Here is a 19,795-nt window from a genome sequence, read left to right as displayed (position 1 = left end):
ACCGACCCCGACGCCGACGCCCACCCCCACGCCGACCCCGACGCCCACGCCGACCCCCACCCCTCCCTCGAACATCGTGAACTACAAGTTCGCGCTGACCGGGACGAGCCTCATCAAGGCCCCCAACGGCGTCACCCCGCTGAAGGGCGGCATCGACGCCAAGCTCAACCTGTCGACGAAGGACTACACGGCCAAGCTCACGCTCGACCCGACCGTCGCCGACATCAAGCTGCTCGGCTTCCTGCCCGGCACCACCGACGTGGCGTTCGAGCAGGTCGGTGACACCACCGGCCGCCTCGCCGACGGAGTGCTGACCTCCAAGTCGAACATGTACATCAAGCTGCCCTCGATCAAACTGCTGGGCATCCCGATCGCCGGCGGCGACACCTGCAGGACGACCAAGCCCACCGAGATCAACCTCAAGTCCACGGTGGCCCCGTTCAACCCGCTCAACGGCGGGCCCATCGCGGGCAGCTACACCATCCCCTCGGTCGAGAACTGCGGTCTGCTGACCCTGTTCGTCAACCCGTTCGTGGCGGGCCCCGGCAACACGATCGACGCCGTGCTCAAGCCGAACAACTGAGCCGGGAGCGGGGACGGGGGTGCCTCTCGTTGAATGGGTCGAGGTTTCAAGGACCACCCGTTCCCGCTCTCACCAAGCGAAAAGACGGCCGTTCCCGGGTGGCTCCGGTGACGGCCGTCTTTTCCCGCGCTTCGCCGGGTCACAGCAGGGGCAGCAGCTCCTGGGCGACCCGCTCGCCGGAACGGACCGCGCCGTCCATGTAGCCCGTCCAGTAGGTGGAGGTCTCGGTGCCCGCCCAGTGGACGAGGCCGCACGGCTCGCGCAGCGCCGGGCCGAACTCGGTCAGGACGCCCGGGGCGGTGTAGCCGACGGGCCCGCCGCCCGACCAGGTCTCGTTGTCCCAGCGCTGGAACGCCGTCCGCAGCGGGGTCGAGGCCTTCGTGCCGAACATCTTGGTGAAGGAGTCCAGGCCGGCCGCGGTGACCTCGGCGGGGGACTTGCCGTCGAGCCTGCGGATGTTGGTCTGGTTGATGAAGCCCATCAGGATGCCGCGGGAGCCGTCCGGGGGGCTGTTGTCGAAGGTGGCGTCGATGGCGCCGGAGTCGGCCAGCGCCTGGCCGGTCAGGCCCTCGGCCCGCCAGAACGGGGTGTCGTAGACGGCGACGAACTTGGCCACCGAGCCCATCGGGAAGCGCTGCATGAGCTGGGCGCGGCTCGCGGGCAGGCCCGGCAGGAACTCGATCTTGTTCGCGATGGCGGGCGACATCGCGACCACGACGCGCTTGGCGCTGACGTTGACGCCGTCGGCCTCGACCCGGACGCCGCCGTTCTCCTGCACGATCCTGCGCACCGGGGCGTTGTACTTGATCCGGTCGCCGAGCTGGGCGGCGAGGCGGAGCGGCACCTCCTGCGAGCCGCCGACGAAGCGGGACTCCTGGCCGCCGGCCTTGGTGTTGATGAGACGGTCGATGTTGCCCGGGTTGGTCTCGTTGCCCGCCGACGCCACGTAGTTGAGGACGTAGAGCATCGAGACGTCCTTGGACCGGCAGGACAGCGTCGAGGAGATGAAGGCGTCCAGGAGGAAGCGGGCGCCGTTGCTGATCGTCGCGCCCCGGGACCAGGTGTGGACGGTCTGGGAGTCCCATTCCTCGGCCTCGGCGGCCGTCCACGGGGTGCCCGGGGTGATCTTCTTGGCCATGTCGCCGATGCGCAGCATCGCGATCTCGAGGTCGAGGATGCCCCAGTCCGGCGGGACCGCGCCGAGCAGGCCGTCGGTGGCGTACAGCGAGCGCTTGCCGTTGCGGTAGTAGACGTTCTTGCCCGTGTTGTAGGTCGGGAAGGTCTGCACGCCGAGGCTCGTGGCCAGGGCCGCGATCCGGTCCTGGGTGGGGCCGATGAACTCGGCGCCGCCCTCGCTGGTCGTGCCGTCGCCCAGCGGCATGCCGTAGACGCGGCCGCCGGCGCGGTCGCGCGCCTCGAGGACGATCACGGACTTGCCGCCCCCGACCAGGTCGCGGGCGGCGGTGAGGCCGGACAGGCCACCGCCGACGATCACGACGTCGGCGGTGAGAGCGGGATCGCCGGGGGCGGCCTGGGCGGGGGAAGAGGAGGAGACGGTCGCGGTCGCGAGGGCGGCGCCCGCGGCGACCGCGGACCCGCCCAGCATGCGGCGGCGGCTGAGATTCGGCAAAAGAAGGGGTCCTTACATGCGGGGGGATGCGCGAAGGGTTCGCGGATCAACGTAGGGGAAGGCCGCTCCGACGATCAAGGCCGATCCGAAGGTGTTTCATGTTGGCCACTGGACTTTTCATGCCGTTGACCGGTAGGGGCATAGGGTCGCCTCATGGCAGAGCAGATCTCCGAAGAGGTCCACCAGCGGCGCCGGGAGGCCCTCGCCGGACGGCTCGGGACGGACGCGGCACTGATCACCCGGCCGGTCAACGTCCGCTACCTGACCGGGCTCGCCTCCTCCAACGCCGCCCTGCTGGTCCGCGCGGACGGCGGCGCGGTCCTGGCCACTGACGGCCGGTACGCAGGGACGGCCGCCCGGGTCTGCTCCGGCATCGAGATCGTCATCGACCGGGCCGTCGCCGCGGTGCTGCTGGACCGGACCGCGGGACCGGTGGCGTTCGAGGCGCACGAGATGACCGTCGAGCAGCACGCCGGGCTGTTCGACGGGCGCGAGGGCGTGCCGCTCGGCCGGGTGGTCGAGGATCTGCGGATGGTGAAGGACGAGTCCGAGATCGCGCTCCTGCGGCGGGCCTGCGAGATCACCGACCGCGCCTTCGCCGCCGTCCTCCCCACGATCGTTCCCGGGGTGACCGAGAAGGAGGTCGCGGTCGTCCTGGAACGGCACATGATCGACCTGGGTGCCGACGGGATCGCCTTCGAGACGATCGTCGCGAGCGGCCCGAACGGCGCGATCCCGCACCACGAGCCCGGCGGCCGGGCCGTCGCGGACGGCGATCTGGTCACGATGGACTTCGGCGCGCTCGTCGGCGGCTACCACGCCGACATGACCAGGACCGTGGCCGTCGGCACCGTCGCGACCTGGCAGAAGGAGCTCTATGACCTGGTCGCCACGGCCCAGGAGGCCGGGTGGAGGGCCGCGGTGCCCGGCGCCGACACGCGCGACGTGGACGCCGCGGCGCGCGATCTGATCAGCGCCGCGGGCCATGCCGGCGACTTCCCGCACGGCCTCGGGCACGGTGTGGGCCTCGAGATCCACGAGGCTCCGCTCCTCGGGCACTCCACGGCCGGTAAACTGAGAGATCGAGTTCCCCTGACCGCGGAGCCCGGGGTGTACCTGGCGGGCCGCGGTGGGGTCCGGATCGAGGACACGCTGGTGGTCCGAGACTCAGGTCCGGAACTTCTCACCCAGACCACGAAGGAGCTGCTCGTCCTGTAGCCGGGACGGGCGGCCGAGGACAGGAAAGACGGACGATAGTGGCGACGACGAACGAACTGAAGAACGGCATGGTCCTGAAGCTCGACAGTGGCGAGCTCTGGTCCGTGGTGGAGTTCCAGCACGTCAAGCCGGGCAAGGGCCCCGCCTTCGTCCGCACCAAGATCAAGCACGTGAAGTCGGGGAAGGTCGTCGACAAGACCTTCAACGCGGGCACCAAGGTCGAGACGGCGACCGTCGACAAGCGCGACTTCACCTTCTCCTACAAGGACGGCGACGACTACGTCTTCATGGACTCCGAGTCCTACGAGATGATCCACGTCTCCCCGGCCGCGCTCGGCGACGCCGCCAACTTCCTGCTCGACAACGGGCAGGCCATGCTGGCGATGCACGACAGCGAGATCCTCTACGTCGAGCTCCCGGTGACCGTCGAGATCACCGTCGCGCACACCGACCCGGGCCTGCAGGGCGACCGCTCCACCGGCGGCACCAAGCCCGCCACCCTGGAGACCGGCGCCGAGATCAAGGTCCCGCTGTTCATCACGACCGGCGAGAAGATCAAGGTCGACACCCGCGACGGCGCCTACCTCGGCCGCGCCTGATGGCAGCACGGTCCAAAGCGCGCCGCCACGCCTTCGAGATCCTCTTCGAGGCCTGGCAGCGCGACTCCTCTCCCGCCGAGGTGCTGCTGCGCCGCGGCAAGCCGCAGGGCGAGGAGCTGGCCGAGCACGCCCACGCGGTCAGGATCATCGAGGGCGTCGACGCCCACCGCGAGCGGATCGACGACCTGCTGGCGACCTACGCCGTCGGCTGGACCCTCGACCGGATGCCCGCCGTCGACCTGATCGTCCTGCGCATGGGGGCCTTCGAGCTCCTGTGGGCCGACGACGTCCCCGACGGCGTCGCGATCTCCGAGGCGGTCGCCCTGGCGACGGACTTCTCCACCGAGGAGTCCCCGAAGTTCGTCAACGGGCTGCTGTCGAAGCTCCAGGGGGTCAAGTCCACGCTCACGCTGTGAGCTGCGCGCGTGAGCGGAGGCCCGGCCGTTTCGGCCGGGCCTCCGCCGTTTCTCCGCCGTCTCGACCGCCGCTACCTGCCCCTTCCGGGCAGGGAGTGTCGGGGGGCGTGGTTAGTGTGAGGGCATGACTCTCGCGGAGGATGAGGTGCGCAGGGGCGGTGGCCGCAGGTCGGCCGGGGTGCGCACCGCCGGGGTGTGGGACGCCCTGCGCCCGGTGCTGGACCAGGGGCCCCTGGACGTGATCGACGTGGGCGGCGGAACGGGGCACTTCGCCGTGCCCCTGGCCGAGCTCGGGCACCGGGTGACGGTGGTCGACCCCAATCCCGACGCGCTCGCGGCGCTGGAACGCCGGGCCGACGAGGCCGGCGTCATCGTCGTCGGCCACCAGGCCGACGCCCACGATCTGATGTCGGTGCTCGACGGCGAGTCGGCCGACCTCGTGCTCTGCCACAGCGTGCTGGAGTACGTCGAGGATCCGGCCGCGGCGCTGCGGGCGCTGGTCGCGGTGCTGCGGCCCGGCGGAACCCTGAGCGTTCTCGTGGCGGGGGCGCTGGCGGCGGTCCTGCACCGGGCGGCGTCCGGGCACTTCGAGGACGCACAGCGGGCGCTCACCCGCCCGGACGGCCGCTGGGGCGACCACGACCCCGTGCCGCACCGCTTCGGCCACGGCTCCCTCCACACCCTGGCCGTCAACGCCGGGCTCGAGGGGATCGGGATCACCGGGGTGCGGGTCTTCGCCGACCTCGTCCCGGCCGGCCTGATCGACTCCGACCCGCAGGCCGCCGAGGCGCTGCGCTCGCTGGAGGCCGCCGCGGCCGGCCACCCCGTCCTGCGCGAGCTCGCCACCCGCCTCCACCTGAGCGCGCACCGGCCGCTCTGATGTCGCGCAAACAGCAGCTGCACCGGCCGGGCCCGCAGCGGGGCCCGCAGGCCGACGACACCGGCTGCCACGTCCTGCACGTGGACATGGACGCCTTCTTCGTGAGCGTCGAGCTGCTGGAACGGCCCGAACTGCGCGGGCGCCCCGTCCTGGTCGGCGGGCTGGGGGACCGGGCGGTCGTCGCGGCCGCCTCCTACGAGGCCCGCCGGTACGGGGTGCACTCGGCGATGCCGATGAGCAGGGCGCGCCGCATGTGCCCCCAGGCCGTCGTGCTGCCGCCGCGGCACGAGAGGTACGCGGAGGTCTCCGCGAAGGTCATGGAGATCTTCCGCGACGTCACCCCGCTGGTGGAGCCGCTCGCCCTCGACGAGGCGTTCCTGGGCGTCGCCGGGGCGATCAAGCTGATGGGGCGCCCCGCGGTGATCGCGGAGGCGATCAGGGAGCGGGTCCGGCGTGAGCTGGGGGTCACCTGCTCGGTCGGGGTCGCGCCGACCAAGTTCCTCGCCAAGCTCGCCTCCACCCGGTGCAAGCCCGACGGGATGATGGTCGTCCCGGCCGACGGCGTCCTCGGCTTCCTGCACCCGCTGCCCGTCGCCGCCCTGTGGGGCGTGGGGGAGCGCACCGAGGAGCAGCTCGCCAGGTTCGGGGTGCGGACCGTCGGCGACCTGGCGGGGGTGCCGCTCGAGACCCTGAAGACCGTGGTCGGCAACGCCTCCGGCGAGCATCTGCACAACCTCGCCTGGGGGCGCGACCCCCGCCGGGTCACGCCGCACACCCCGGACAAGAGCATCGGCGCGGAGGAGACCTTCGAGGTCGACGTCCACGATCCGGAGCTGATCGACCGCGAGCTGTTGCGCCTGGCGGAAAAAGTCGGACAGAGGCTCCGATCCAGTGGGAACATAGGACGAACGGTGAGCGTCAAGCTACGTAAGGCGGATTTCACGACGATCACCCGGTCGCGGACCCTAGGCGAACCGACCGGTCTGTCTCGTGTGATCTACATCACAGCACGCGATCTGTACGAGGCGTCCGGCCTGAAGCGGGTACCACTCCGTTTGGTCGGTGTGCGCGTGGAGAATCTCGTGGACGCCGCCGAGGCACCTCTCCAGCTCTCCCTGGATTCCCAGGAGAACGGCTGGCGGGAGGCCGAACAGGCCATCGACGAAGCGGCTCGCCGGTTCGGCCGTGGGGCGATCCGCCCGGCGGCCCTGCTCAGACCGGCGGGTGGAGACAGCGGTGAAAGGCGGGTCAGGGGTGGCGACACGGACGTGTGAGGAACGGGAGGGGCGCTCGCGATGAACTGCCGGTGCTTCCGAGGTCGACGTTTTCTTCACTCTGGTCGTCCTGACTCGTATTCTGGGCATATCGAAAGCCAGGTCCCCGTCCGGCAGCGGAACAACGGGGCAGTCGTTGGGAGGCACCGTGCCGCTCTCTGAGCACGAGCAACGTCTGCTCGACCAGATCGAGCATGCGCTTTACGCGGAAGATCCGAAGTTCGCGCATGCCGTCCGGACCACGAATCCGCAGACGCATTTCAAGCGTCAGATCACCAAGGCCGCTCTCGGCCTGATCGTCGGTATCGGTGTCCTGATGGCCGGTCTCGTCGTCAACAAGGGAGCCCTGACGGTGGCGATCAGCGTCACGGGCTTCCTGCTCATGGTCGCCAGCGCCTTCTGGGCCATCACCAGCTGGAAGCGCATGACCGGGGTCGGCGGTGAGTACGACGCCGGCACCACCGGGCGCGGCTCCCGCGCGTCCCGCCGCCAGTCCTCCTCGGGCGGCGGCCTCATGGGCCGTCTCGAAGAGCGCTGGCGCAAGCGGAGCGAAGAGCAGTAACGACCTGAGAAGGCCCCCGGCCGGCGTGATCGCCGTCCGGGGGCCTTCGCTGTCCTCAGGGGGTCAGGCCGGGACGCCCGCGAGCGCCAGCCGCGGCAGGACGTGCTCGCCGATCCGGTAGGCCTCCTCCAGGTGCGGCCAGCCCGACAGGATGAACTCGTCGATGCCGAGCGCGGCGTACTCGCGCAACAGGGTGACGACCTCGTCGTAGGAGCCGACCAGGGCGGTGCCGGCGCCCTCGCGGACCAGGCCGACGCCCGCCCACAGTCCGGGTGAGATCTCCAGGTCACGGGTGGAGCCGCCGTGCAGGTCGACCATCCGGCGCTGGGCGACGGAGTCGAAGCGGGCGAAGCGCCGCTGGGCGGCGGCGATCCGGGCCGGGTCCATCCCCGCCAGCAGGCGGCCGGCCTCGGTCCAGGCCTCGGCGGAGGTGTCGCGGGCGATCACGTGCAGCCGCAGCCCGAACCGCAGGGTCCTGCCCTCGGCCGCCGCGAGCGCGCGCAGGCCCTCCAGCCGCGCCCCGACGGCCGCGGGCGGCTCGCCCCAGGTCAGGGCGACGTCGACATGGCGGGCCGCCACCCGCTGGGCCGCCCCGGAGGCCCCGCCGAAGTAGATCTCCGGCGGGGTCTCCAGCGGCTCGGCCAGCCCGCCGCTCTCGATCCGGTAGTGCTCGCCGCTGTGGTCGAAGGGGACGCCCCGCCAGCTTCGCCGCAGCACGTCCAGGAACTCGGCGGTGCGGGAGTAGCGGGCGTCGTGGTCGAGGAAGTCGCCGTAGGAGCGCTGCTCGACGGGGTCGCCTCCGGTGACGACATTGAGCAGCAACCGGCCGCCGGAGATCTCCTGGAACGCCTGGGCCTGCTGGGCGAGCAGGGTCGGCAGGGTGAACCCGGGGCGGAAGGCCACCAGCAGGCGGAGCCGCTCGGTGTGCTGGGTGAGGGCCGAGCAGACGATCCAGGGGTCGGGGCAGCCAGCGCCCACCGGGGTCAGCGCGCCGTGGAAGCCGGAGTCCTCGGCGGCCCTGGCGATCTGCCCCAGGTAGCGGACGTTTCCGGCACGGGCCGACGGGCGGTGTGCGTCGGTGGTGGTGATGGCGGTGCGGACGTCGTGGCCGTCCCCGGTGGTGGGGAGGAACCAGTGGAAACGCATGAATCACCTCGAAGGGTCAGGCCGCCGCCTCACGGACGGCGGCGGCGATGGTCTCGCGCAGGGTCTGGTGGCCGGGGTCGGTCCGCGGGTCCGCGCCGTGCGGGAGCTCGGACGGGACGTCCAGGACGATCCGGCCCGGCCGCTTGCTGAGCACCACGATCCGGGTGCCCAGGTAGACGGCCTCGTCGACGCTGTGCGTCACGAACAGGACGGTCTTGCCCGTGGTCTGCCAGATCCGGCGCAGTTCCTCCTGGAGCCGCTCCCGCGTGAGGGCGTCGAGCGCGGCGAACGGCTCGTCCATGAGCAGGATCGACGGGTCGGGGGCCAGGGCGCGGGCGATCGCGGCCCGCTGCTGCATCCCGCCCGACAGCTCGTAGGGGCGGCGGCCGGCGGCGTCCCCGAGGCCGACCAGCTCCAGGAGCTCGTCGGCGCGGGCCCGGCGGGCGGCCTTGCCGAGCCCGGCCATGCGCGGCCCGAACTCGACGTTGCCGCGCACGCTCATCCAGGGGAAGAGCCGGGGCTGCTGGAACACCACGCCCCGGTCGGGCCCCGGGCCCCGCACCGGGGATCCGCCGGTGGAGACGGTCCCCCCGGTCGGCGCCGCGAACCCCGCGACCAGCCTGAGCAGGGTGCTCTTGCCGCATCCCGACGGCCCGACGAGCGTCACGAACGCCCCGGGCGCGAAGGAGGCGTCGATGCCGGACAGCGCCTGGACCGCGCGGGCCCCCCTGCCATAGGCGAGGGAGACGCCGCGCAGCGCGACGGCCGCGGTGTCGCGGACCGCCGGTTCAGCCCGTGAAGGCATCGCTCAGTTCCTTGACGGCCAGGCCCTGCTGGAAGGCGCTCAGCTCGGGCACCGCGTCGATCTTCTGCTGGGACTTCAGGAACTCCGCGGCGCTGTGCAGGTTCTTCGCCAGGTCACCTGGGGCCGCGGGGGTGCCGAGGTAGGCCGCGCTCTGCTGCTCCTTGCCGTCGAGCAGGACGAGCTGGCCGATCTGCCGGGCGGCCTCGGCCGGGTCGAGGTTGAGCTGGCGTCCGACGGCCGCGGCGGCGGCGTCCTTGTCGCTGCGGACCAGCTTGATCGCGCGGTCCTGCTGCTGGAGCCAGACGCTCAGCGCCTTGGGGTACTTGTCGGCGAACGCGGTCCGCACGACGGCGAGGTCGGCGGTGACCTTGCCCTTGGCGGCGAGGTCCTTGCTGCTGATCAGGGTCTTGCCGGTCTTCTCCAGCTCGCCGAGGACGGGCGTCCAGACGTAGGCGGCGTCGATGTCGCCGCGGGTCCAGGCGGCCTGGATGTCCTGCGGCTCCAGGTCGATGATCTTCACGTCGGACTCCTTGAGCCCGGCGTCCTGGAGGGCGGCCAGCAGGCTGTAGTGCGAGGTCGAGGAGAACGGGGTGGCGATCTTCTTGCCCTTGAGATCGGCGATCGACCCGGCGGACTTGGCCACCAGCGCCTCGTTCTCACCGATGACGTCGAAGATCCACGGCACCTTGTAGGCGATGTTCAGCGGCGCGGACAGGCCGCGGGTGACCGGGCTGCTGCCGGCCAGGCCGATGTCGACCGAGCCGGCGATGATCGCGGTGTTGACGTCGCCTCCCGAGTCGAACTTCGACCAGGTGATCTTGGTGTCGGGGAGGGCCTGCTCCAGCCACTTCTGGTCCTTGACGATCAGATCGCCGTTGGGGATGAGCTGGTAGCCGATCCGCAGCTCCTCGGGGCTGCCGTCGGCGTTGCCCGCGCCGGTGTCCTTGGCGGCTCCGGTGCCCGAGGAGCAGGCGGCGAGCGCCAGCACGAGGGCCGCGAGCGCCGGGACGAGACGTGTCTTCATAGGGGTGTTCTTCCTTGTGCGAGGGGAGGGGAGGGGGTCATGCCTTCCCGCGCCAGGGCGCGAGACGGCGTTCGGCGAGCTGGAGGAGACCGTCGATGACCAGGCCGGACGCCCCGATGACGAGGAGCCCGAGCACGACCACGTCGGTCTGGTTGTAGCGCTGGGCGTCGCGGATCATGCCGCCGATGCCGGGCACGCCGTTGACGGTCTCGGCGGCGACGACGGTCGTGTACGCGACCCCGACGGCCACCCGGATCCCGGTGATGATCTCCGGCATGGCCGACGGCAGGACGATCCACACGGGCACCTGCCAGCGGCGGGCGCCGAGCGAGCGGGCGGCGAAGGCGTAGTCCTCGTGGACGCCCCGGATGGCCTCGGCGGTCGCGACGGCCACCGGCGGCATCGCCGCGACGAACAGCAGGATGATCTTGGGTGACTCGTCGATGCCGAACCAGATGATGAGCAGGCTGAAGTAGGCCAGCGGCGGCAGCGTCCGGACGAAGGTGACGAGCGGGTTGAGCAGGGTCCGCAGGGTCGGCACGAGCCCGATCAGCAGCCCGAGCACGATCCCGCCCGCCACGCCGTAGAGGCTGCCGAGCAGGATGCGGCGCAGGCTCGTCCCGAGGTGCTCGTAAAGCATGTGCCCGCTGTATCCGCGCTGCCCGTCGTGGACGGTCGAGGTCGTGACGAGCTGGTGCCAGACCGAGGAGGGCGCCGGCACGAACACCTCCGGCCACAGGTGGGAGGCGGCCACCGCCCACCACACGGCCAGCAGCGTCGCCACCGCGCCCGCTCTCAGCGCCAGGGAACGCACCACGCCCGGACCTCTTTCTCTACAAAACCAACCTAACAAGTCTGAAAAGAAGGATAGGGGCGATCTGGTTCCAGGGAAAGGGCCAGTTGGTGACGATCCGACGGTGCCAGCTGTTACATGAGCGCCGATTCAGCGGCGATCCGGGCCACGCCCTCGTCGATCCGGGCGGGATCCATCGCGCCGAAGCCCAGCTTGATCCAGTTCTGTGGCGGCTCCGCGCCGCCGGCGGGCAGGAAGAACGTGCCGCCCGGCTCGATCAGCACCCCACGCGGTCGCAGCCGCTCCGCCAGGACCCGGGTGTCCAGCCCGCCGGGGGCGCCGATCCACAGGCTGACCCCGCCGGAACGCGGCTGGACCGTCCAGGCGGGCAGATGCCGGGCGACGGCCGTCGCGGTCAGGTCCCAGCGCAGCCGCAGGTCGCGGCGGAGCTGACGGACCCCCTTGCGGTAGTCGCCCGAGGCGATCAGCAGGGCCAGCGCCCGCTGCTGGTGGCCCGGTGGATGGCGGACCATGTAGCGGCGCAGGTCGCGCAGGTGCTCGATCAGCGCGGGCGGCCCGGCGACGAAGCCCAGGCGCAGCCCGGGGGAGAGGAACTTGGAGAAGCTGCCCAGGTGCACGACGGCGCCGGGGTCGAGGGAGGCCAGCGCGGGGGAGGCCCGTCCGACATAGCGCAGCTCGCTGTCGTAGTCGTCCTCCACCACGACGATTCCGCGCTCGCGCGCCGCCGCCACCAGCCGCTGGCGCCGCCGCCCGCTCATGGTCACGTTGGACGGGTAGTGGTGCGTGGGCGTGGTGACGATCATGTCGGCGGCGAGCACCCGGCCGTCCAGGACCAGCCCCTCGGCGTCGACGTCCGCCGCGACCAGCCGGGCGCCCGCCCTGGCCAGGATGTGACGGGCGTCGGGGTAGCCGGGATTCTCCACCGCGACCGGCGAGCCCTGTGTCACCAGCGCCGAGGCCACCAGGTGCAGGCCCTGCTGGGAGCCCAGGGTGATCAGCACCCGGTCCGGGGCGGCCGCGACGCCCCGGCGCGGCAGGATCTCCCGGCAGACGGCCTCCACCAGCAGCGGATCGTCGGCGTCGATGGCGTCCTGGAGGCTGTGCCGCCGGTGCTCGGGCCGCAGCGCCTCGCGCAGGCAGTGCAGCCACGCCCGCTCGGGGAACGACCCGGCCGGAAGATGCCCGGTCAGGAACGGATAGGGGTAGCCGTCCCAGTCGGCGGGCTTGCGGATGTGCGGCAGCGCCCCCACCCCCGGCGGCGGCACCAGCCGCTCCAGCCACCGGGGCTCCGCGCCGCCGTGGTCGGGGGCGGGGCGGCGGGCCGTGAGCTCGGCGTTCACCACGAACCCCGACCGCGGCTGGGCGATCACCACCCCGTCCGCGACGAGCTCCTGGTAGGCCAGGCCGACCGTGTTGCGCGAGACCCCGAGCTCGGCCGCCAGCTCCCGCGAGGACGGCAGCCGCCCGCCCCGGAACCCGCCGTCGGCGATCGACAGCTCCAGCGCCCGCCGCACCTGCCGGTAGAGGGGCTCGGCGGAGTCCGGATCGAGGACCAGCACCCTCAGGACCTCATCGCCTGCGGAAGCCCTCGACGGCGTCGAAGGTCTTCTCGGTGGCGCGCTTCAGGGCGTCCATCGCGCTGGGCGGCAGGACACGGGCGCGCAGCCGGGTCTTCCGGTCGGCCGAGGCCGACAGGGCGGTCCGGACGGCCCTGTTGTCGTCGTGCAGGGTCCGCGGGTCACCCGGAACCGGATGCCCGGGACGGGCGTAGCGCGCCAGCTCCTGGGCGTGGGCGATCCGCGCCAGCGGCACCGACGCCGCCGGGACGCCGTCGGCCAGCTTCTTCTGGACCGACCGCGGCGTCTCGGCCGCCGACCAGGGCAGCCCGTGATCGAGGGCGTCGGCGCGCAGCTGCGACCAGGCCGCTCGCGCCGCGGACGACGGATCGGAGACCCGCGACCAGCGGTACCTGCGGGCCCCCTCGCTGAGCAGGAAGGGGACGGCCGCCAGGAGCAGGACCGCCAGGACGCCCAGGATCCAGCCGACGGGCGGCCCGTCGTGCTTCTTCTGGTCCAGCGGCAGGCCGGTCTCCTTGTCGAAGCGATTGCGCGGGTCGTCGGGGCCGCCCGAGGGGGTGGCGCCCGCGTCGGGACCCGTGCTCGGCAGCGGAGCGGCGCTCGCCGAGGGTTCCGGGGTGGCGCCCTGCCTGGCCTGCGGCGTCGCCCACGGCGGGACGCCCACCGAGGAAGGGGCCCCGGGCCCGCCGGGGGTCGGCTCGAACCGGACCCAGCCGGAACCGGGGAAGAACAGCTCGGGCCAGGCGTGGGAGTCCTTCTGCTTGACCGAGTACCGGTTGCCGCCCAGCGGCGTGCCGGGCGCGAACCCGACGGCCACCCGGGCGGGGATGTCGACCATCCGGGCCATGAGCGCCATCGTCGCGGCGAACTGCTCGCAGTAGCCCCGCCGGTCCTTCAGGAACGCCTGGAGGTTCGACATGCGGGAGGGCGGGTCCGGGACCAGCGAGTAGGTGAAGTTCTTCAGGAAGTAGGTCTGGAGCGCCATCGCCTTCTTGTACGGCGTCTGCCGGCCCTTGGTGATCTGCCTGGCCAGGCGCACGACCTCGGCCGGGACGGTGTCGGGGACGTCCAGGTAACCGGTGGTGTCGGCGGTGCCCGCCAGCTCGAGCTCCTGGGGCGTCGGCTGGGCCAGGTCGCTGACGACCTTGTAGGTCTTGCCGCCCGCCTGCGCGTTCGTCGAGAACAGCATCAGGGAGGCGTCGTCGGCCCGCCAGTCGCCGCCGGAGATCTCCAGCCGCGACGGTGCGTAGGGCACGGGCAGGAAGTCCATGTCCTTGACCTTGCCGCTGACCGAGACCTCCGTGGTGACCTCGACGCTGCGGACCGTCACCTGGCCGATCGGCAACGGGATGCTCCCGTCCTTGATCTTCGAGGAGTTGGGGGTGACCAGGGGGGAGTAGGTCCAGCGGTTGCCGTCGAACTTGTCCAGGGAGTAGCGGCGCAGGTACTCCGGGCGCTGGGCGGTCGTCTTGTAGGTGAGGACCTCCTCGTCCTTCAGCTCGACCAGCCGCCGCTTGAGGTCCACGAGCGGATCCGCCGTGGTGATCGTCTGGGAGTCTCCGGGGCCGTGGCCGCCGAGCCCGAACATGCCCTTGGAGGTGATCCCCGGCAGCACGGCGGGGATGAGGACCGCGATGCCGATCGCGGCCAGCCCGACCCGGCGCCCGGCCGACGTCATCGGCCGCGCGTCGGCCCGCTCGCCGGTCTCGGTCTCGTTCCACCGCCGCGTGAAGACCGGCCGGCCCCAGCTCGTCACCTGGTCGCGGGCGTCGGCGACCAGCAGCGCCAGATACCCGCCCGCGCCCGCGGCGAACGCCAGCCAGCTCACGCTCTCCACCCGGACGGCCGCCGGCACGCTGTACATCGCCAGCAGCGGCAGCCCGGCGGGGGCCGCCCGCCGCAGCCGCACCGCGATCAGGTCGACGACCGCCGCGGTGATCCCGATGCCGAGGGTCGACATCAGCCGTACGCCCTCGCCGTCGGGCAGCGGGGCCGCGAACGTCTCGGCGGTGTCCCAGCCCTCCCGCAGCAGGTCGATCATGCGCCGCAGCGACTCGGGACCCGGGATGAACAGCAGGATCGCCTGGCCGCCGGTGTAGACCGCGGTCAGGTAGAGGTTGAGCGCCGCGAGCGCGCCCACCAGGTTGAGCGCCGCGGGCAGCCGGTAGCGCCGCACCAGCATCCCCGCCCCCGAGACCACGAGGATCGCCCCGATGCCGGGGGCGACCCACGCCGCCCCCTTGAACAGGGGGTACAGGCTGATCGAGCCGAGCAGCGTGGCGGCCGCCGCCATCGCGGTCAGCCCCGGTCGGGTACTCATCGGCCTTCTCCTTGTGTCCGCTGCGTCCGTGCTATTCGGCCAGGACGCCCTGATGGACGCCCGCCCAGGCGGCCGGAAGGTCGCCGATGGAGGCCAGCCGGAGCACCCGCCAGCCCGATCCGCGCAGGAACGCCGCGCCCTCGGCGGACGTCCCGGAGTCCGACGGGTCGACCACGACGGCCACGCCGGTGGCGGTGCCCCGCCGCGCCGAGGCCACGCTCCTGGCCTCCGCCGGAGAGAGCACACCGAAGATCGCGACGATCAGGCCCTCGGAGTCGCGCCCGCCCGAGCCCCGGACGGCCCCGAGCCCCGGCACCAGCGTCGAGGCCCGCGAATGTGTGATCACCGCGAGGGCGTCCAGGAGCTCCCCGCCCGCGGCGGCCCCCGGCGCGGAGGTCACCTCGGCGTGCTCACCGGTGTCGGTGACGAACCGCAGCGACAGGCCCTCCTCGGCCAGGTGCACCCCGATCGAGGCGGCGACGCTGACGGCCTGCTCGAACGAGGAGCCGGGGCCCTCGCCCCAGTGCGCGCTCCGCCGCGTGTCCAGGAAGATCGTCGCCCGGCTCTGCCACTGCTGCTCCTCGCGGCGCACCATCAGCTCGCCGTACCGGGCGGTGGAGCGCCAGTGGACCCGGCGCAGATCGTCGCCCCTGCGGTACTCGCGGGGCGCCACGTCGTCCTCGCCCGCGGTGGAGACCGTGCGGGCCCGCGACTCCCCGTCGCCGCTCCACGCGCCGAGCACCCGGCCCGCCGGAAGCTGGACGACCTGCGGAGTGACGGTCAGGGTGTCGGTGAGGCTGAACGACCTGGCCAGCTCGACGAGGCCGAACGGGTCGGCCAGCCGGACCGTCAGCGGCCCGACCTTGAACCGTCCCCGCACGTCCGACCGCAGCCGGTAGGACAGTTCCCGCGCCCCCACCGGCTCGATCCGGTCGAGCACGAACCGGGCCCGCCCGCCGAGGGTGTAGGGCACCCGGTCCTCGACCAGCAGCAGCCCGGTCGGCAGCCGGGAGACGTTCTCCAGCCGCAGCTCGGCCCGGGCCTCGTGGCCCACCGGCAGCCGGGACGGCCCGAGCCGGCGCGCACACGCCAGCCGGTAACGCGTCCTGGACACCGCGAACGTCGCCAGCAGCGGCAGCACGAGGATCAGCATCCCGGCCCGCAGCAGATCCTGCTCCCCGAGCAGGAACGCGCAGGCCACGGCCGTCAGCCCGGCCGCGACGAAACTCCTGCCCCGGGTGGTCAGCGCCCCCAGCGCGACCTTCATCACGCGCCCCCCTCCGGTGTCCGCACGCCGCTACCCCCGGACGGGCAGGCGCGAGACGATCTCCGTGACGACCTGCTCGGGACGGCGGCGCTCGACCTGCGCCTCGGCGGTGGGCAGGAGGCGGTGGCCCAGGACCGGGACGGCCAGGGCCTGGAGATCGTCGGGGAGCACGTACTCGCGCTCCTCCAGCGCGGCCCGCGCCCGGCCGGCCCTGATGAGCTGCAGGGTCGCCCGGGGGGAGGCGCCCAGCCGCAGGTCGGGATGGTTGCGGGTGGCGTTGACCAGGTCGATGGCGTACTGCTTGACCCCGGCGGCCACGTGCACCTGCCGGACGGTCTCGACCAGCCGCCGCACGTCCGCGACGGTCGCGACGGGGGACAGGTTGTCCAGCGGGGAGACCCGGCCGTGCACGTCGAGCATCTCCAGCTCGGACTGCGGGCTCGGGTAGCCCATCGAGATCCGGGCGGTGAACCGGTCGCGCTGCGCCTCGGGCAGCGGATAGGTCCCCTCCATCTCGATCGGGTTCTGGGTGGCGATGACCATGAACGGCGGCTCGAGCGGGTAGGTCGTGCCGTCGACGGTGACCTGGCGCTCCTCCATGCACTCCAGGAGGGCCGACTGGGTCTTGGGGGAGGCGCGGTTGATCTCGTCGCCGACCAGGATGTTCGCGAAGACCGGTCCGGGCATGAACTCGAACTCGCGCCGCTCCTGGTTGTAGGCGCTCACTCCGGTGATGTCGCTGGGCAGGAGGTCGGGGGTGAACTGGACCCGCCGCACCGAACCGTCGACGGACTTCGCCAGGGCCTTGGCGAGCATGGTCTTGCCGACACCGGGAACGTCCTCGATCAGCAGGTGGCCCTCGGCCAGCATCACGGTCAGCGCGAGGCGGACGGCCTCGGGCTTGCCCTCGATGACCGACTCGATGGCCGCCCTGATCTTGTTCGCGACCCCGGCGACGCTGCCGTAGCCCTGCTGTCCGATCTCGCCATGCGTGCTCACTGCCACGAAATCTCCGCTCTTCCCCGTCACCCGATGCCCGCCTCGAACCGGGCGGGCCGCCCGTAGGACTCCACGCCAAGGGCCAATCTATGGCCAACGGACGACCATCGGGCGTTGGAGCATTATCCGGGTTTGTCGAGGTTGCCGACAGTAGGGCGTCAAGGCGCCGATATGACACGCCGTGTCATGCCAGAGCGCCCCACTCCGCCCCACCCTTGCTGAGCTGGGAGTTTCGCAGGTCTCTGTCCTCGGTGACACGCGTTTACATAGTTGACGGTGGGGAGGAGTGGAGTACAGTGGGGCGTCGTGGGGGGACCGATCTCCACAGGCATTTCTCGAGCTGTTAGGCGACGGCGCGGGGAGGTGGAGCCGTGTTCCTCGGCACTCATCCGCTGCGCCTTGATGACAAGGGACGGCTGTTCCTCCCGGCCAAGTACCGGGACGAACTGTCAGGGGGACTGGTGATCACGAAAGGCCAGGAACGCTGCCTGTACGTCTTCCCCATGGCAGAGTTCGAACGCATCACCGATGCGCTGGCCACGGCGCCCGTCACCGCCAAGTCCGTCCGCTCCTACAGCCGCGTCCTGTTCGCGAGCGCCTCCGACGAGGTCCCCGACAAGAGCGGCCGGATCACGATCCCCGCCGCACTGCGCGCTTACGCCGCGCTCGACCGGGACTGCGTCGTGATCGGCGCCAACGCGCGCCTGGAGATCTGGGACGCCCCCTCCTGGGAGTCCTACCTCGAGCAGGAGGAGGAGTCGTTCTCCGACCTCTCCGAGGAGGTGCTGCCAGGAATTCTTTAGCGAGCACGGTCTCTTTCGCCCGGCCAGGTCTCCACCCGCTCCCCGCCAGCTGGCACAGCTTCCCCGGTGCCAGGTGGCCCTTCCTCAAGGGCAAGCGGTTGGGGACCTGGCCGGGTGACGAATCGGCACCCGTTCCGGTCCGCACATGCCGGAGAATCGGGGTCCGATATGAGGCCGAATGTCCGATCGACCGCGAGCGGTCGGCAGCAGTGGGGGTTGAGTTTCTTATGAGCATGGGCATGCCTGAGCCCGGACACGTTCCGGTTCTGCTCGAGCGCATCCTGTCGACGCTGGGTCCCGCCGTGGAGGCGCCGGGCTCGGTCTACGTCGACGGGACGCTCGGGATGGGCGGGCACGCCGAAGCCATGCTCGAGGCCTTCCCCGGCCTGCGCCTGATCGGCCTCGACCGGGACACCACGGCTCTGGCGCGCTCCGGCAGGCGCCTGGAGCGGTTCGGCGACCGGGTCACCCTGGTGCACGCGATCTACGACGAGCTGCCGCAAGTGCTGGAGCGCCTGGGCGTGCCGCGGATCGACGCGATCCTCTTCGATCTCGGCGTCTCCTCGCCGCAGCTCGACGAGCTCGCCCGCGGCTTCGCTTATTCGTATGACGCCCCCCTCGACATGCGCATGGACCAGACGCGCGGCATCACAGCGGCCGACGTCGTCAACACCTACGCGCCCGGCGACCTCGTGCGGATCCTGCGCGAGTACGGCGAGGAGCGATTCGCCCAGCGGGTCGTCTCCGCGATCGTCAGGGAACGCGACAAGGAGCCCTTCACCGGCACGCTCCGCCTGGCCGACCTCGTCCGCACCGCCATCCCGGCCGCGACCCGCCGCTCCGGCGGCAACCCGGCCAAGCGGACCTTCCAGGCGCTGCGCATCGAGGTCAACGCCGAGCTGGCCGTCTGGGAACGGGCCCTGCCCGCCTCCCTGCGGGCGCTGGCGCTCCACGGCCGGATCGCCGTCCTGTCCTACCAGTCACTGGAAGACAAGATCACCAAACGGGTCCTGGCCGACCGCACGACCGACCACACCCCGCCGGAACTCCCCGTGCCGCTGCCCGAGATGCAGCCGCGCTTCCGTCTGCTCACCCGGGGGAGCGAGCAGGCGTCCGAGGACGAGATCACCACCAACCCACGGGCCGCGTCGGTGCGTTTCCGCGCCGCCGTTCGGGTTCGGGAGGACTGAGGCGATGACGACGATCGAGCGCAGGAGCGCGCCACCACGGGGGACTCCACCGGCGGCGCCCCAGGAGAAGCCCCGGCGCAAGGGCGCGTCCGGGCGCGCGCCGCAGACGGAACCGAAGACGGAACCGAAGACCGGGGCGAAGACCCGGCCGAAGCCGCAGCCGGAGAAGCAGGCCGACCCGGTCAAGACCGTCTCCCCACGGTCCACCGGGCGTCCCCGCGCGCCCTTCGTGCTGCTGATCATCAGCCTGCTCGGCGGCGCGCTCGTCAGCCTGCTGCTGCTCAACACCATGCTGGCGCGCGACGCCTACACGCTGACCGAGCTGGAGGGCAACGTCCACAAGCTCGACCAGCAGCAGCAGGCGCTGCGGGAGAACAACGTCCGGGAGGCGGCCCCGGCGCAGGTCGCGCAGAAGGCCCGCAACCTGGGCATGGTCCAGCCGACCCAGCCCGCGTTCATCGACCCGAGCGACGGCAGGGTCAGCGGCCCGGTCGTCCGGCCGGTGCCGACGCCCGCCGCCGCCGCGGCCGCCGCCGCGGGGATCATCGGGGTCCCCGGAGCGGTCGTCCCCGGCGACGGCATCCCCGGCTGGACGGGAGCACCCGCACCGACGACCCCGGGGGCGCCGTGACGCGGCCGCCGCGCAGTCCCGGCGGCGGCCCTCAGGTCCCGGCGGGCCGTCGTGGCC

The 19,795-nt window shown here is 72.0% G+C and carries 18 protein-coding genes and 1 pseudogene; 10 read left to right on the top strand and 9 right to left on the bottom strand.

From position 1 onward, the window contains the following. A pseudogene (locus ABD785_RS40335) lies at positions 1–583 on the top strand (fibronectin type III domain-containing protein); the annotation flags it as partial. 139 nt (positions 584–722) lie between these two features. Here the strand turns inward: ABD785_RS40335 and ABD785_RS40330 are convergent. Continuing rightward, positions 723–2,213, bottom strand: a complete 1,491-nt coding sequence (locus tag ABD785_RS40330; RefSeq protein ID WP_344839968.1) for a flavin monoamine oxidase family protein — start codon at positions 2,211–2,213, stop codon at positions 723–725. Between the two features lie 153 nt (positions 2,214–2,366). Between ABD785_RS40330 and ABD785_RS40325 the strand changes: the two genes are divergently transcribed. The 6 genes from ABD785_RS40325 to ABD785_RS40300 all read left to right on the top strand — a co-directional run bounded on the left by ABD785_RS40325 (position 2,367) and on the right by ABD785_RS40300 (position 7,162). After that, positions 2,367–3,431 carry a M24 family metallopeptidase gene (locus ABD785_RS40325; protein ID WP_344839964.1) on the top strand — a complete coding sequence of 355 codons (1,065 nt, stop codon included), beginning with the start codon at positions 2,367–2,369 and terminating at the stop codon, positions 3,429–3,431. Positions 3,432–3,469: 38 nt separating this feature from the next. Continuing rightward, on the top strand, positions 3,470–4,030 hold the full coding sequence (efp, locus tag ABD785_RS40320; protein ID WP_344839962.1) for an elongation factor P: 561 nt from the start codon (positions 3,470–3,472) through the stop codon (positions 4,028–4,030). Beyond that, on the top strand, positions 4,030–4,446 hold the full coding sequence (gene nusB, locus ABD785_RS40315; RefSeq protein WP_425547882.1) for a transcription antitermination factor NusB: 417 nt from the start codon (positions 4,030–4,032) through the stop codon (positions 4,444–4,446). Before efp ends, nusB begins: the two co-directional genes overlap by 1 nt. A 124-nt stretch (positions 4,447–4,570) precedes the next feature. Beyond that, complete coding sequence (locus ABD785_RS40310; protein ID WP_344839960.1) at positions 4,571–5,326, top strand: methyltransferase domain-containing protein; 756 nt, start codon at positions 4,571–4,573, stop codon at positions 5,324–5,326. Next, positions 5,326–6,600, top strand: coding sequence for a DNA polymerase IV (locus tag ABD785_RS40305; protein ID WP_344839957.1), 1,275 nt, complete (start codon positions 5,326–5,328; stop codon positions 6,598–6,600). Before ABD785_RS40310 ends, ABD785_RS40305 begins: the two co-directional genes overlap by 1 nt. A 148-nt stretch (positions 6,601–6,748) precedes the next feature. Further along, the gene (locus ABD785_RS40300) at positions 6,749–7,162 is read left to right on the top strand and encodes a DUF3040 domain-containing protein (protein WP_344839954.1); all 414 of its coding nucleotides are present in this window, start codon (positions 6,749–6,751) and stop codon (positions 7,160–7,162) included. 63 nt (positions 7,163–7,225) lie between these two features. On the opposite strand, the gene ABD785_RS40295 is transcribed toward ABD785_RS40300, so the two are convergent. The 8 genes from ABD785_RS40295 to ABD785_RS40260 all read right to left on the bottom strand — a co-directional run bounded on the left by ABD785_RS40295 (position 7,226) and on the right by ABD785_RS40260 (position 17,120). Continuing rightward, complete coding sequence (locus ABD785_RS40295) at positions 7,226–8,308, bottom strand: LLM class flavin-dependent oxidoreductase (RefSeq protein WP_344839949.1); 1,083 nt, start codon at positions 8,306–8,308, stop codon at positions 7,226–7,228. Positions 8,309–8,324: 16 nt separating this feature from the next. Further along, on the bottom strand, positions 8,325–9,113 hold the full coding sequence (locus ABD785_RS40290) for an ABC transporter ATP-binding protein (protein WP_344839946.1): 789 nt from the start codon (positions 9,111–9,113) through the stop codon (positions 8,325–8,327). Next, entirely contained in the window at positions 9,097–10,137 is a 1,041-nt protein-coding gene (locus ABD785_RS40285; protein ID WP_344839943.1) for a taurine ABC transporter substrate-binding protein, read from the bottom strand. The genes ABD785_RS40290 and ABD785_RS40285 overlap by 17 nt, the downstream gene beginning before the upstream one ends. A 37-nt stretch (positions 10,138–10,174) precedes the next feature. Continuing rightward, positions 10,175–10,954: an ABC transporter permease gene (locus ABD785_RS40280; protein WP_344839940.1), complete on the bottom strand. Its 780-nt coding sequence runs from the start codon at positions 10,952–10,954 to the stop codon at positions 10,175–10,177. A 110-nt stretch (positions 10,955–11,064) separates the two neighbouring features. Beyond that, complete coding sequence (gene pdxR, locus ABD785_RS40275; protein WP_344839938.1) at positions 11,065–12,510, bottom strand: MocR-like pyridoxine biosynthesis transcription factor PdxR; 1,446 nt, start codon at positions 12,508–12,510, stop codon at positions 11,065–11,067. Between the two features lie 10 nt (positions 12,511–12,520). After that, positions 12,521–14,848: a transglutaminase TgpA family protein gene (locus tag ABD785_RS40270; protein ID WP_344839934.1), complete on the bottom strand. Its 2,328-nt coding sequence runs from the start codon at positions 14,846–14,848 to the stop codon at positions 12,521–12,523. A gap of 31 nt (positions 14,849–14,879) precedes the next feature. Then, on the bottom strand, positions 14,880–16,115 hold the full coding sequence (locus ABD785_RS40265) for a DUF58 domain-containing protein (RefSeq protein WP_344839930.1): 1,236 nt from the start codon (positions 16,113–16,115) through the stop codon (positions 14,880–14,882). Between the two features lie 30 nt (positions 16,116–16,145). After that, positions 16,146–17,120 carry an AAA family ATPase gene (locus tag ABD785_RS40260; RefSeq protein ID WP_425547881.1) on the bottom strand — a complete coding sequence of 325 codons (975 nt, stop codon included), beginning with the start codon at positions 17,118–17,120 and terminating at the stop codon, positions 16,146–16,148. A gap of 365 nt (positions 17,121–17,485) precedes the next feature. Here ABD785_RS40260 and mraZ point away from each other — a divergent pair, with 365 nt between their 5' ends. The 3 genes from mraZ (at position 17,486) to ftsL (ending at position 19,738) form a co-directional block, all read left to right on the top strand. Next, positions 17,486–17,917 (top strand): division/cell wall cluster transcriptional repressor MraZ, encoded by a 432-nt coding sequence (gene mraZ / locus ABD785_RS40255; protein WP_344839925.1) that lies wholly within the window; start codon positions 17,486–17,488, stop codon positions 17,915–17,917. A gap of 227 nt (positions 17,918–18,144) precedes the next feature. Beyond that, a complete protein-coding gene (gene rsmH, locus ABD785_RS40250) occupies positions 18,145–19,107 on the top strand; it encodes a 16S rRNA (cytosine(1402)-N(4))-methyltransferase RsmH (protein WP_425547880.1) in 963 nt (320 codons plus the stop codon). Positions 19,108–19,111: 4 nt separating this feature from the next. Then, complete coding sequence (ftsL, locus tag ABD785_RS40245) at positions 19,112–19,738, top strand: cell division protein FtsL (RefSeq protein ID WP_344839920.1); 627 nt, start codon at positions 19,112–19,114, stop codon at positions 19,736–19,738. Positions 19,739–19,795: the final 57 nt, after the last annotated feature.

Origin of the sequence: Actinocorallia longicatena (genome assembly GCF_039534125.1) — a bacterium.
Taxonomy (GTDB): Bacteria; Actinomycetota; Actinomycetes; order Streptosporangiales; family Streptosporangiaceae; genus Actinocorallia; species Actinocorallia longicatena.
This window is presented reverse-complemented; position numbering and strand designations above follow the sequence as displayed.